We start from the raw sequence: 12,910 nt of genomic DNA, 5'->3' as shown, positions 1-12,910 counted from the left end.
CGCTTCTCAGAGTGTTTTGACAGTTCGAGCCGTCATCCTGAGCAGCGCCGCAGGCGCGTCTCGAAGGATAAGGACCGCTTCCTGCCTACCCCTCCGCCCGCAGCAGCCTGCGGATGATCTTGCCGGTCGTCGTCAGCGGCAGTTCCTCGCGGAAGGCGATCTCGCGCGGATATTCATGCGCCGAGAGCCGCGCCCTGACGAAATCCTGCAACTCGGACACCAGCGCCGGCGAGCCGGTACGGCCCGGCTTCAGCACGACGAACGCCTTGACGATCTCCGTGCGCAGCGGATCGGGCTTGCCCACGGCCGCCGCCAGCGCCACCGCCGGATGCCGCAGCAGGCAATCCTCGATCTCGCCCGGCCCGATGCGATAGCCCGAGGAGGTGATGACGTCGTCGTCGCGGCCGATGAAGCGGACATAGCCGTCCTCGTCCTCAACGCCCTCGTCGCCGGTCGTCATCCAGTCGCCGATGAACTTCGCCGCCGTGGCGGTGGGATTGTTCCAGTAGCCGAGGAACATCACCGGATCGGGGCGCCTGACTGCGATCTGGCCCTCCTCTCCGGCTGCGCAGACCGAGCCGTCCGGCCGGATGATCGCGACCTCGTGCCCCGGCACCGCCTTGCCGATCGCGCCCGGCCGGCTGACGCCGATCGCGGCGCTCGACGCGAGCACGAGATTGCATTCGGTCTGGCCATAGGCCTCGTTGATGGTGAGGCCGAGCGCCTCGCGCCCCCATTCCAGCGTCTCGGCGCCCAGCGCCTCGCCGGCGGCTGCGACACTTCTGAGGTTCAGCGTGAAGCGGCCGCGCGGGCTGCCGGCGCCGCGCAGCATCCTCAGCGCCGTCGGCGGCACGAAGGCGTTGCGGATCCGCAAATCCTGCATCAGCCGGTAGGCTTCGTCCGGCTCGAAGCGCGTCACCGGCCGCGCCACCACCGCGACGCCGAAATGCAGCGCCGGCAGCAGCATGTTGAGCAGGCCGCCGGCCCAGGCCCAGTCGGCCGGCGTCCAGGCGAGATCGCCCGGCCGGGGCATGAACTCATGCGGCATCTGCACGCCCGGCAAATGGCCCGGCAGCACGCGGTGGCCGTGCAGCGCGCCCTTCGGATTGCCGGTGGTGCCGGAGGTGTAGATCATCAGCGCCGGATCGTCGGGCGTGGTGTCGACCGGCGTGAAATCCGGGCTCGCCCCGGCCAGCAGCGCCTCCCAATCCTCGGCCTCGCCGTCGCGGCCATCGGTCGAGATGACCAGCGCGAGCCCGGGCAAGGGCTCCTCGATCTGGCGCAGCTTCGCCAGCCCCGGCGCGTTCGTGACGACGATCTTCGCGCCGGAATCGGCCAGGCGGTAGGTCAGCGCATCGACGCCGAACAGCGCCGCCAGCGGCACCGCGATGGCGCCGAGCTTGTAGGCCGCGAGATGGGCGGCGAGCACCGCCCGCCCCTGTGGCAGCAGGATCGCGATGCGGTCGCCGCGCGCGACACCACGCACCCGCAAGGCATTGGCGAGCCGGTTGGAATATTCCCGGAACCAGCCGAAGCTGACCGGCTCGACCTGCCAGTCGCCCGACACCTCGATGATCGCCGGCCGCTCCGGCTCGGCCATGGCCCAGCGGTCGCAGACATCGGCGGCGATGTTGTAGCGCTCGGGGATGCGCCAGCGGAAAGCCGAACGGAGCTGGGCGTAATCAGGCAGGTCGGGCAGGTGCAAAGAACCGGGATCCGGTGGAAAAAGGCGCGGCACGATAGGCAGCCCGCCCCGCCCTGTCACCCTCTCATGGGACAGGCCGCCTTGCACCAGGCGCGGCGCTCAGAACAGGCGCTCGTCCTTCGCCGGCAGGAAGGCGTCGGTGAAGGCATCGCCCGCGCGGGCCTTGTCGCGGAAGGGCTGGGCCTGCGCGCTCTGCTCCAGCGCCGCCGCCCAGCGCACCCGGTCGATGCCGCCGAGCCCGTGTTCCCTCACAGAGGGCGTCAGCACGTTCTGCGCGAGCGCCAGCGTCAGTCGCTCGCGCTCGACCTCGGCCTGCGCGTTCTCATTGCGACGCATGATCGCCTGCACGCCGAGGTCGGGATTGGCGGCGACATCCCGGACACCGCGAACCAGCGCCCGCAGGAGCCCGCGCACGGCCTCCGGCTTGTCGGTCGCGAGCTTGGGCGAAACCATGATCGCATTGCCGTAGAGCAGGACCCCGTGATCGGCCATCGTCATCACGACGATGTCGTCGGCCGGCACCCCGCGCGCCTTCAGGCCGGCAAAGGAATAGGGACCGAAGCCGAAGGCGGCGTCGACCTCCCCGGAAGCCAGCATCGGCTCCCTGACGGGGAAGCCGATATTTTCCAGCCGGATCCGGCTGTCGTCGATCCTGGTGAGGCCCTTGAAGAGCGGCCATTGCGCGAAGGCTGCATCCGCCGCCGGTGCGCCGAGCTTCTTGTCTTCGAGGCTCGCGGGCTCGGCCGAGATGCCGCGGCTGCGGCGGCCGATGACGGCGAAAGGCGGCCGGTCATGGATCATCATTACCGCCTTGAGATCCTGGCCGGCATTCGCGTCCCGGAAGCGCATCAACGCATTGACGTCGCCGCAGGCGGCATCGAACTCGCCGGCCGCCACGCGCGCCGGGGTTTGCCGCGCCCCACTTCCCGCCTCGAAGCTGACATCGAGCCCCTCCGCACGGAAATAACCCTTCTCCTGCGCGGCGAGGAACAGCCCCGCGAGCCCTTCGAGGCGCCAGCTCAGCAGCATCCGGATCGGCGTCACCGTCTCGGCCGAAGCCGGTCTCGCCCCGAAGCCGCAGGCGGCCGCTCCCGCCACGAAAGCGCGGCGCGAGAGCAAAACGGAAGCACGGGGCGGCAGGGGCGCCATGGGAACCTCGGAAGTATTCTGGCCGGAACATCCGGCACGGCCGGCCGTCGATCGCCTACCGGAGCAGTTTGAGATCACAACACGTTGAAATCACGTCAACATCGTCACGCGATTGCGTCGGGCGGTCACAATGGCAGCGCGCCATCGGTCTTGACCTCTTCCATCACGGCATAGGTGCGCGTCTCGCGCACCGCCGGCAGGGCGAGCAGCACCTCTCCGAGGAAACGGCGATAGGCATTCATATCGGCCACGCGCGTCTTCACGAGATAATCGAAACCGCCCGCCACCATGTGGCATTCCAGCACTTCCGGCGCCCGCTTCACGGCCGCGGCGAAGCGCTCGAAGGCATCGGGCGTCGTCTTGTCGAGATAGACCTCGACGAAGACGAGCAGGTTCAGGCCGAGCCGCGTCGGATCGAGCGTCGCGCGATAGCCGGTGATGAAACCGTCCCGCGTCAGGCGTTTCAGCCGCTCGCCCGTCGCCGTGGGGGAAAGCCCGACCTTTTCGGCGAGCTCGACCCCGGCGATCCGGCCATCGCCCTGCAGAAGCGAGAGGATGCGGCGGTCCGTCCGGTCCAGCATGATAAATCTCTGTAAAATTCATCTTCTATGGAGTTTTATAAGGCAAACTTGCCTGAAATGCCAATTGATATGCGGCCGATCTCTCATCATCCTTCAGATATTCCAGCCCGCCTTCGGAGCCCCTTATGGCCATCTCGACCGTCCCGCCTTTCCGCGCGCCTTATGCCGAGGATGACGGCGCCATGGCCGGCCGGCTGCTCGCAGGCGCCCGCCGCGACCCGGCGGCCAAGGCCCGGATCGACGCCCGCGCCACCGGGCTGATCGAGGCGATCCGCAGCCGCAAGGTAGGCCTGGGCGGCATCGAGGAATTGCTGCGCGAATATTCGCTCTCGACCAAAGAGGGCCTCGCGCTGATGGTGCTGGCCGAGGCGCTGCTGCGCGTGCCCGACGCCGCCACGGCGGACCGGCTGATCGAGGACAAGCTCGGCCAGGGCGATTTCGCCCATCACGAAGCGAAATCGGACGCCTTCCTGGTCTCGGCCTCGGCCTGGGCGCTCGGCATCACCGCGCGCGTCATCCAGCCGGGCGAAACGCCGACGGGCATCGTCAGCAGCCTCGCCAAGCGCCTGGGCGTGCCGACGGTTCGCACCGCGACGCGTCAGGCGATGCGCGTCATGGGCAATCATTTCGTCCTCGGCCAGACCATCGAGGAGGCGCTGAAGCGCGCCCGCTCCGGCACCGGCAAGCTTTATCGCTATTCCTTCGACATGCTGGGCGAAGGCGCACGCACGCAAGCCGACGCCGACCGCTATTTCGCCTCCTACACCGCCGCGATCGACGCCATCGGCCGCTCCGCCGGCAACGACAGGCTGCCGAACCGCCCCGGCATCTCGGTCAAGCTCTCGGCGCTGCATCCGCGCTATGACGCGACGAACCATGAGCGCGTGCTGTCGGAGCTCGTGCCGAAGGTCGTCGCGCTCGCCCGTCAGGCCAAGGGCTACGACCTCAACTTCACCGTCGATGCCGAGGAGGCCGACCGGCTGGAGCTCTCGCTCGACGTGATCGACGCCGTCTTCGCCGATGCCTCGCTCGACGGCTGGGACGGCTTCGGCCTCGCCATCCAGGCCTATCAGAAGCGCGCCTCGGCGGTGATCGACCATATCGGCCGCCTCGCCGAAACCCATAGCCGGCGCATGATGGTGCGGCTGGTCAAGGGCGCCTATTGGGACACCGAGCTCAAGCGCGCCCAGGAGCGCGGCCTGCCCGACTACCCCGTCTTCACCCGCAAGGCGATGACGGACCTGAATTACGAAGCCTGCGCGGCCCAGCTCCTGAAGCTTAGGCCGCGCATCATCCCGCAATTCGCCACCCATAACGCGCTCACCGTCGCGACCGTGGCCGAGATGGCGGGGAATGCCGAGGGTTTCGAGTTCCAGCGCCTGCACGGCATGGGCGAGGCGCTCTACGAGAAGCTGCTGCGCGAGAACGAAGGCTATGCCTGCCGGACCTATGCGCCGGTCGGCGGCCATCAGGACCTGCTCGCCTATCTCGTCCGCCGCCTGCTCGAGAACGGCGCCAACTCCTCCTTCGTCAGCGCCTCCGGCGACCCCGAGGTTCCGGTCTCGCAGCTCCTGCTGGCGCCGGCCGAGATCATCGGCTCGGCCAGCGCCGCCCGCCACCGCCGCATCCCGCTCCCGGCCGATCTCTACGGCCCCTCGCGCAAGAACTCGGCCGGCACCGAGCTCGGCCATGAGGAAAGCCTCGACGGTCTGCTGAAGGAGATCGCGGCGGCCGGCCAATTCCCCGATGCCGCGCCGATCATCGACGGCAAGCCGCAGCCCGGCACGGCCCGCGAGGTGCGCTCGCCCATCGACGGCAAGCCGATCGGCAAGGTGATCGAGGCCGATGCCGCGACCGCCGAGCGCGCCATGGCCGCGGCAGTGAAGGGCTTCCGTGCCTGGAACGAGACGCCCGCTCGCATTCGCGCCGCGGCGCTGCGCAAGGCCGCCGACATCATGGAGGCCCGACGCGGGCTCCTGATCGCGCTTCTGCAAGGCGAAGCCGGCAAAACCATCGACGACGCCATTTCCGAGGTGCGCGAGGCCGTCGATTTCTGCCGCTACTATGCAGCACAGGCCGAGGAGCATTTCGCCACGCCGACCGCGCTTCCCGGCCCGACCGGCGAGGAGAACCGACTCGTCCTGCGCGGGCGCGGCGCCTTCGTCTGCATCGCGCCCTGGAACTTCCCGCTGGCGATCTTCGCCGGGCAGGTTGTAGCCGCACTCGTCGCCGGCAACAGCGTCGTCGCCAAGCCGGCCCCGCAGACGCCCTTGATCGCAGCCGTGGCGATCGGGATGCTGCACGAGGCCGGCGTGCCCGTCAGCGCGCTGCATCTCGTGCCGGGCGGGACCGAGGCCGGCGCGGCCCTGGTCGCGCACAAGGACGTGGCCGGGGTCGCCTTCACCGGCTCGACCGCAACCGCGCGCGGCATCAACCGGGCACTCGCCGCCAAGGACGGCCCGATCGTACCGCTGATCGCCGAGACCGGCGGCCTCAATGCCATGATCGTCGATGCCACCGCCCTGCCCGAGCAGGTCAGCGACGACGTGGTGATGTCAGCCTTCCGTTCGGCCGGGCAGCGCTGCTCGGCGCTGCGCCTGCTGGTGGTGCAGGACGACGTCGCCGACAAGATGATCGAGATGATCGAAGGTGCGACCAAAGAGCTGAAGCTCGGCGATCCCCGCAAGCTCGACATCCATATCGGCCCGGTCATCGACGCCGCCGCCAGGCAGCGCCTCGACGCCCATCTCGCGGCGATGCGCCAGCAGGGTCGCGTCGCCTGGGCCGGGCAGGTGCCCGAGCTCGGCGGCACCTATGTCGCGCCGCATATCGTCAGGCTCGACCGGGTCAGCGACCTCACCGCCGAGCATTTCGGCCCGATCCTGCATGTCGTGCGCTGGAAGGCGGGCGAGCTCGACAAGGTCATCGCCGAGATCGACGCGACCGGCTACGGCCTGACGCTGGGCGTCCACTCGCGCATCGAGACGACGGTCGAGCGCGTCGTCGAGCGGCTCTCTGCCGGCAATATCTACGTCAACCGCAACATCATCGGCGCGGTCGTCGGCGTGCAGCCCTTCGGCGGCCATGGCCTGTCCGGCACCGGCCCCAAGGCCGGCGGCCCGCACTATCTGATGCGCTTCGCCACCGAGCAGACCGTGACGATCAACACGGCCGCCGCTGGCGGCAATGCCAGCCTGATCGCGATGGGGGAGTGAGCGGACGCCTCCCGCGCCGTCATGGTCGGACTTGACCCGGGCATCTCATGCCGAGAACACTGGTTTCCGAGATGGCCGGGTCAAGCCCGACCATGACGAGCCAAGGCGAATGACGGACGCAGCCCTCCCCTACCGCCCCAATGTCGGCATCGCCCTGTTCAACGCCGAAGGGCTGGTCTTCACCGGGAAGGCCCACAGCGCCGGCCCCGAGATCGTCCTGCCCGGCCGGGACTGGCAGATGCCGCAAGGCGGCATCGATCCCGACGAGGAGATCGTCGCGGCCGCCCGGCGCGAGCTGGCGGAGGAAACCGGCATCGCCGGCGCGGAACTCTTGGCGGCGACGGAGGAGTGGTGGAGCTACGACTTCCCGCCCTATGACGGGCCGCCGCACAAGCTGGCGGCCTTTCGCGGCCAGCGCCAGCGCTGGGTCGCCTTCCGCTTCACGGGCGACGAGCGCGAGATCGACATCGGCAAGCCCAACGGCGACGAACCGCCGGAGTTCGGCGCCTGGCGCTGGCGCCCGCTCGCGGAAATGCCGGAGGTCGTCGTGCCGTTCAAGCGAGCGGTCTATGAACGTGTGGCCGCCGCTTTCGCCGCCTTCGCCGTGCCCATGGTTTCCCGGGGAGAAGCGAGATGAGCCTCGTCGAACTCGACCACTGCGTCATCCACGTCTCCGACTGGGAGCGCTCGAATGCCTTCTATCGCGACGTGATCGGCGCCGAGATCGTGCCGAACGGCGACGGCTTCGTCTATCGCATCGGCCGCACCCAGCTCAATTGCCACGGCCCCGGGCTGAAGCCCACGCCCGTCGCGAGGCTGCCCGTCCCGCCCGGCGGCAGCGATCTCTGCTTCGCCTGGCCGGGACCGATCGCGGAAGCGATCGCCCATCTCGAACGGCACGAGGTCGCGATCGAGCTGGGGCCTGTCCAGCGCTTCGGCAGGGGTGGCCACGGTACCAGCGTCTATTTCCGCGACCCGGATGGTTCGCTGCTCGAATTCATTAGCTACGCATGAAAAAAGGCCGCTCGCGCGGCCTTTTCTGTTCCGGATATGGGAGCTGGGCTCACGCCGCCTTGCGCTGCTCGAAGACGTGCTTGAACTCGCGCAGCTGCACCAGCGTGTCGTGCAGGCGCTTCTTCTCGTCGTCGTTGTGCGAGCCGGAGAGGCGGGTCTCGGCAGTCAGGATCTCGGCGTCGAGAACGGCTGTGTCGACGTCCTCGATGAAGCGGCCCTGCTCGGCCAGGATCGTCGTCGTCTCCTGGTTGACCTCGACGAGGCCGCCATTGATGAAGAATTCCTTGCCGTTGCTCTCCGTCGTCTGGACGAAGACGATGCCGGCCTTGATCACGGCAACCAGCGGCGCATGGCCGGCCAGCACGGTCATTTCGCCCTCGACCGAAGGAACGATGACGCTGACGACATCGCCCGAGAACAGGATCCGCTCCGGCGAGACGAGTTCGAACTTGAAGGTGGCCATCGTTTCATTCTCCCCGGTTCGTCATGACCCGGGCTTGACCCGGTCATCTCGGAAACCAGCGTGTTCTGGTCATGAGATCCCCGGGGCAAGCCCGGGGATGACGCGTGCGGAATGCCTTACGCCGCCTCGGCGGCCAGGCGCTGCGCCTTCTCGACGGCTTCCTCGATCGAGCCGACCATGTAGAAGGCCGCCTCCGGCAGGTGATCGTACTTGCCCTCGACCAGGCCCTTGAAGCCCTTGATCGTATCCTCGAGCGAGACGAGCTTGCCCGGCGAACCGGTGAAGACTTCCGCGACGTGGAAGGGCTGCGACAGGAAGCGCTCGATCTTGCGGGCGCGCGCCACGGTCATCTTGTCGTCTTCCGACAGCTCGTCCATGCCCAGGATCGCGATGATGTCCTGCAGCGCCTTGTAGCGCTGGAGCACCTGCTGCACCTGGCGGGCGACGCCATAGTGCTCCTCACCGACGATGTCGGCCGAGAGCATGCGCGAGGTCGAGTCGAGCGGGTCGACCGCCGGATAGATGCCCTTTTCCGCGATCGAGCGCGAGAGCACGGTCGTGGCATCGAGGTGGGCGAAGGAGGTGGCCGGCGCTGGGTCGGTCAGGTCGTCCGCCGGCACGTAGATCGCCTGCACCGAGGTGATCGAGCCCTTGGTCGTGGTGGTGATGCGCTCCTGCAGGTTGCCCATGTCGGTAGCGAGCGTCGGCTGATAGCCCACCGCCGAAGGGATGCGGCCGAGCAGCGCCGACACTTCCGAACCCGCCTGCGTGAAGCGGAAGATGTTGTCGACGAAGAAGAGCACGTCCTGGCCCTTGTCGCGGAAGTCCTCGGCGACGGTCAGGCCGGCGAGAGCGACGCGCATGCGGGCGCCCGGGGGCTCGTTCATCTGGCCGTAAACGAGGGCGCATTTGGAGCCAGCGGTCGAGCCACCGTTCTCCTTCGGGTCCTTGTTGACGTTGGACTCGATCATCTCGTGATAGAGGTCGTTACCCTCGCGGGTGCGCTCGCCGACGCCGGCGAACACCGAGTAGCCGCCATGGGCCTTCGCGACGTTGTTGATCAGCTCCATGATCAGCACGGTCTTGCCGACGCCGGCGCCGCCGAACAGGCCGATCTTGCCGCCCTTGGCGTAGGGAGCCAGCAGGTCGACGACCTTGATGCCGGTGACGAGGATCTGCGCCTCGGTCGACTGTTCGGAATAGGCCGGGGCCGGCTGGTGGATGCCGCGGGTGGCAGTGGTCAGGATCGGGCCGGCTTCGTCGACCGGCTCGCCGATGACGTTCATGATGCGGCCGAGGCACTCCTCGCCGACCGGCACGGCGATCGGGGCGCCGGTGTCGGTGACCGACTGGCCGCGAACCAGACCTTCGGTCGAGTCCATCGCGATGGTGCGAACCGTGTTCTCGCCGAGATGCTGGGCGACCTCGAGGACGAGGCGGTTGCCGAGGTTGTCGGTCTCGAGCGCGTTCAGGATCTCCGGCAGGGCGCCGTCGAACTGCACGTCGACGACGGCGCCGATGACCTGGGCAACGCGGCCGGTGCCGGTGTTGGCGGGCTTGTCGTCAGCGGACTTCGTCTTGGTGGTCTTGGTAGCGGCTTTGGCCATGGTGGAACCTCGGGACTAGCGCATTCGGATGTTTCGGCTGCCGGCGGAAAGCGCCGCCGGCGGAAGGCTGGGCGGTTAGAGCGCTTCCGCGCCGGAGATGATCTCGATCAGTTCCTTCGTGATCATCGCCTGGCGCGAGCGGTTGTAGAGCTGCGTCTGCTTCTTGATCATCTCGCCGGCGTTGCGCGTGGCGGAATCCATCGCGGACATGCGCGCGCCCTGCTCGGAGGCGGCGTTCTCGAGCAGCCCGCGCAGGATCTGAACGGTCAGATTGCGCGGCAGCAGCGCCTCGAGAATCTCGCCTTCGTCCGGCTCGTAGTCGTAGACGGCGTCGGTCTGCTTCGTCCCTTCCGGAATCTCGGCCGGGATGATGCGCTGCGCTGTCGGGATCTGGGCGATCACCGACTTGAACTTCGAGAAGAACAGCGTCGCGACGTCGAACTCGCCGGCGGCGAAGCGGGCGAGCAGGTTCTGGGCGATCGCCTCGGCATTGACGTAGCCGACCTGCTTGAACTCGCGCAGGTCGATGAACTCGATGATCTCGTCGGCGAACTGGCGCCGCAGGATGTCGTAGCCCTTCTTGCCGACGCAGATGATCTTGACCGTCTTGCCTTCGGCCTTGAGCGCATTCGCCTTGTCACGCGCCAGTCGCGCGATCGAGGAGTTGAAGGCGCCGCACAGGCCGCGCTCGGCGGTCAGCACCAGCAGCAGATGCACCTTGTCCGAGCCCGTGCCGGCGATCAGGCGCGGCGCGCTCGAACCGGACACGCCGGAAGCGAGGTTCGACAGCACCGTCTCCATGCGCTCGGCATAGGGGCGCGCGGCCTCGGCAGCCATCTGCGCCCGGCGCAGCTTCGCAGCCGCGACCATCTGCATGGCCTTGGTGATTTTCTGCGTCGCCTTCACCGAGGCGATGCGGTTGCGTAGGTCCTTGAGGGACGGCATCCGATCTTGATCCCCTACCCGTCAGCCACGGAAAGCGCGGCAACGAAGCATTTCAGAGAAGCGGTGCGGCGAAGCTCCTGGCTCCGCCGCACCGAAGGTGATGATCAGGCGAAGGACTTCGCGAAGCCCGCGACGATGTCCTTGAGCTTGGCGGCGTTGGCGTCCGACAGATCCTTACTCGTGCCGATCTCGGCGAGGAGGTCGGCATGCTTGCCGCGGACCAGCGCCAGCAGCCCGTCCTCGAAGGAGCGGACCTTGTTGACCGGCATCGCGTCGAGATAGCCGTTCACGCCGGCATAGATCACGACGACCTGCTCTTCCATCTTCAGCGGCGAGAACTGCGGCTGCTTCAGCAGCTCGGTCAGGCGGGCGCCGCGGTTGAGCAGGCGCTGCGTCACCGCGTCGAGGTCCGAGCCGAACTGGGCGAAGGCGGCCATCTCGCGATACTGGGCGAGCTCGCCCTTGATCTTGCCGGCGACCTTCTTGGTGGCCTTGGTCTGCGCCGAGGAGCCGACGCGCGACACCGAGAGGCCGACGTTCACGGCCGGGCGGATGCCCTGGTAGAACAGGTCCGTCTCCAGGAAGATCTGACCGTCGGTGATCGAGATCACGTTGGTCGGGATGTAGGCGGAGACGTCGTTCGCCTGGGTCTCGATGACCGGCAGCGCCGTCAGCGAGCCGAGGCCGGCGGCCTCGCCCATCTTCGCCGCGCGCTCGAGCAGGCGGGAGTGGAGATAGAACACGTCGCCCGGATAGGCTTCGCGGCCCGGCGGGCGGCGCAGCAGCAGCGACATCTGGCGGTAGGCGACGGCCTGCTTGGAGAGGTCGTCATAGATGATGACGGCGTGCATGCCGTTGTCGCGGAAGAACTCGCCCATCGAGCAGCCGGCGAAGGGCGCCAGGAACTGCATCGGGGCCGGGTCCGAGGCGGTGGCGGCCACGACGATGGAGTACTCCATCGCGCCGCGCTCCTCGAGCACCTTCACGAGCTGGGCGACGGTCGAGCGCTTCTGGCCGACGGCGACGTAGACGCAGTAGAGCTTCTGGCTCTCGGGGGCGCCTTCGACGTTCAGCGGACGCTGGTTCAGGATCGTGTCGAGCGCGATCGCGGTCTTGCCGGTCTGGCGGTCGCCGATGATCAGCTCGCGCTGGCCGCGGCCGATCGGGATCAGGGCATCGACCGCCTTGAGGCCGGTCGCCATCGGCTCATGCACCGACTTGCGCGGGATGATGCCGGGCGCCTTGACGTCGACACGGCGACGCTCCTTGGCCTTGATCGGGCCCTTGCCGTCGATCGGGTTGCCGAGCGCGTCGACGACGCGGCCGAGCAGCTCCTTGCCGACGGGAACGTCGACGATGGCGCCGGTGCGCTTGACGGTCTGGCCTTCCTTGATCTCGCGGTCGGAACCGAAGATCACGACGCCGACATTGTCGCTCTCGAGGTTGAGCGCCATGCCGCGCACGCCGGACTCGAACTCGACCATCTCGCCGGCCTGGACCTTGTCGAGGCCATAGACGCGGGCGATGCCGTCACCGACGGAGAGAACCTGGCCGACTTCGGTCACCGAAGCTTCCGAGCCGAAATTCGAGATCTGAGCCTTCAGGATGGCGGAGATTTCAGCGGGGCGGATGTCCATCAGCCGACCTCTTTCATGGCAAGACGAATTGAATTGAGCTTGGTTTTCAGCGAGGCGTCGACCATGCGGGAGCCCATCTTGACGACGAGCCCGCCGATCAGCGCCGGATCGACCTTGATCGAGACGTCGACATCCTTGCCGGCGACGCCCTTCAGCGCCGCGCGGATCTCGTCGACGCGCTTGGCGGTGGGCTGCTCGGCGACCGTCACCTCGGCGGAGACGATGCCCTTGGCCTCGGCGACCAGGCGCTTGTAGCCGGCGATCATGCCCGGCAGCGCGAAGAGGCGGCGCTTGCTGGCGACCAGCCCGATGAAATTGGCGGCGATGCCGGTGATGCCGGCCTTCTCGAGCACGGCCTTGATCGCCGCGACCTGCTCCTCGGCGGTGAAGGCCGGGCTCTCGATCAGGCGGGTGAGATCGGCGCTCTCGGAGAGCAGGCCGTTGAAGGCGTCCAGAGCGGCGGCGACGGTGTCGATCGCGCCCGTCTCCTCAGCCAGCTCGAACAAAGCGGTGGCATAGCGCTGCGCTACGCCCGACACCAGTGTCCCCTGCGATCCGCCTTCTGCCACGCTTCCCGTCTCTCGTTTCAAGGGC

Annotated in this window: 11 protein-coding genes; 3 read left to right on the top strand and 8 right to left on the bottom strand. The window is 67.9% G+C overall.

The features are described from left to right. Nucleotides 1-85 precede the first annotated feature (85 nt). The 3 genes from GY40_RS13900 to GY40_RS13890 all read right to left on the bottom strand — a co-directional run bounded on the left by GY40_RS13900 (nucleotide 86) and on the right by GY40_RS13890 (nucleotide 3,438). Nucleotides 86-1,705 carry an AMP-binding protein gene (locus GY40_RS13900; RefSeq protein WP_248311167.1) on the bottom strand — a complete coding sequence of 540 codons (1,620 nt, stop codon included), beginning with the start codon at nucleotides 1,703-1,705 and terminating at the stop codon, nucleotides 86-88. Nucleotides 1,706-1,804: 99 nt separating this feature from the next. Beyond that, a complete protein-coding gene (locus tag GY40_RS13895) occupies nucleotides 1,805-2,854 on the bottom strand; it encodes an ABC transporter substrate-binding protein (protein WP_051987998.1) in 1,050 nt (349 codons plus the stop codon). 125 nt (nucleotides 2,855-2,979) lie between these two features. Then, nucleotides 2,980-3,438 carry an Lrp/AsnC ligand binding domain-containing protein gene (locus GY40_RS13890; protein ID WP_038363168.1) on the bottom strand — a complete coding sequence of 153 codons (459 nt, stop codon included), beginning with the start codon at nucleotides 3,436-3,438 and terminating at the stop codon, nucleotides 2,980-2,982. A 122-nt stretch (nucleotides 3,439-3,560) separates the two neighbouring features. Between GY40_RS13890 and putA the strand changes: the two genes are divergently transcribed. The 3 genes from putA (at nucleotide 3,561) to GY40_RS13875 (ending at nucleotide 7,664) form a co-directional block, all read left to right on the top strand. Then, the gene (gene putA / locus GY40_RS13885) at nucleotides 3,561-6,650 is read left to right on the top strand and encodes a bifunctional proline dehydrogenase/L-glutamate gamma-semialdehyde dehydrogenase PutA (RefSeq protein ID WP_038363166.1); all 3,090 of its coding nucleotides are present in this window, start codon (nucleotides 3,561-3,563) and stop codon (nucleotides 6,648-6,650) included. A gap of 109 nt (nucleotides 6,651-6,759) precedes the next feature. Further along, nucleotides 6,760-7,287 carry an RNA pyrophosphohydrolase gene (locus tag GY40_RS13880; RefSeq protein WP_038363164.1) on the top strand — a complete coding sequence of 176 codons (528 nt, stop codon included), beginning with the start codon at nucleotides 6,760-6,762 and terminating at the stop codon, nucleotides 7,285-7,287. Continuing rightward, complete coding sequence (locus GY40_RS13875; protein ID WP_038363162.1) at nucleotides 7,284-7,664, top strand: VOC family protein; 381 nt, start codon at nucleotides 7,284-7,286, stop codon at nucleotides 7,662-7,664. Before GY40_RS13880 ends, GY40_RS13875 begins: the two co-directional genes overlap by 4 nt. A gap of 49 nt (nucleotides 7,665-7,713) precedes the next feature. Here GY40_RS13875 and GY40_RS13870 read toward each other — a convergent pair whose 3' ends face one another. The 5 genes from GY40_RS13870 to GY40_RS13850 all read right to left on the bottom strand — a co-directional run bounded on the left by GY40_RS13870 (nucleotide 7,714) and on the right by GY40_RS13850 (nucleotide 12,885). Next, on the bottom strand, nucleotides 7,714-8,127 hold the full coding sequence (locus GY40_RS13870) for a F0F1 ATP synthase subunit epsilon (protein WP_038363160.1): 414 nt from the start codon (nucleotides 8,125-8,127) through the stop codon (nucleotides 7,714-7,716). Between the two features lie 116 nt (nucleotides 8,128-8,243). Beyond that, entirely contained in the window at nucleotides 8,244-9,734 is a 1,491-nt protein-coding gene (gene atpD, locus GY40_RS13865) for a F0F1 ATP synthase subunit beta (protein WP_038363157.1), read from the bottom strand. 75 nt (nucleotides 9,735-9,809) lie between these two features. Further along, nucleotides 9,810-10,679, bottom strand: a complete 870-nt coding sequence (locus tag GY40_RS13860; protein ID WP_038363156.1) for a F0F1 ATP synthase subunit gamma — start codon at nucleotides 10,677-10,679, stop codon at nucleotides 9,810-9,812. A gap of 104 nt (nucleotides 10,680-10,783) precedes the next feature. Beyond that, the gene (atpA, locus tag GY40_RS13855) at nucleotides 10,784-12,316 is read right to left on the bottom strand and encodes a F0F1 ATP synthase subunit alpha (RefSeq protein WP_038363155.1); all 1,533 of its coding nucleotides are present in this window, start codon (nucleotides 12,314-12,316) and stop codon (nucleotides 10,784-10,786) included. Further along, nucleotides 12,316-12,885: a F0F1 ATP synthase subunit delta gene (locus GY40_RS13850; RefSeq protein ID WP_038363154.1), complete on the bottom strand. Its 570-nt coding sequence runs from the start codon at nucleotides 12,883-12,885 to the stop codon at nucleotides 12,316-12,318. Before GY40_RS13850 ends, atpA begins: the two co-directional genes overlap by 1 nt. Nucleotides 12,886-12,910: the final 25 nt, after the last annotated feature.

The organism is Allobosea sp. UNC402CLCol, assembly GCF_000745475.1.
GTDB lineage: Bacteria > Pseudomonadota > Alphaproteobacteria > Rhizobiales > Beijerinckiaceae > Allobosea > Allobosea spartocytisi.
The sequence above is the reverse complement of the archived record's forward strand: the minus strand, read 5'-3'. Positions and strand labels throughout refer to the sequence as shown.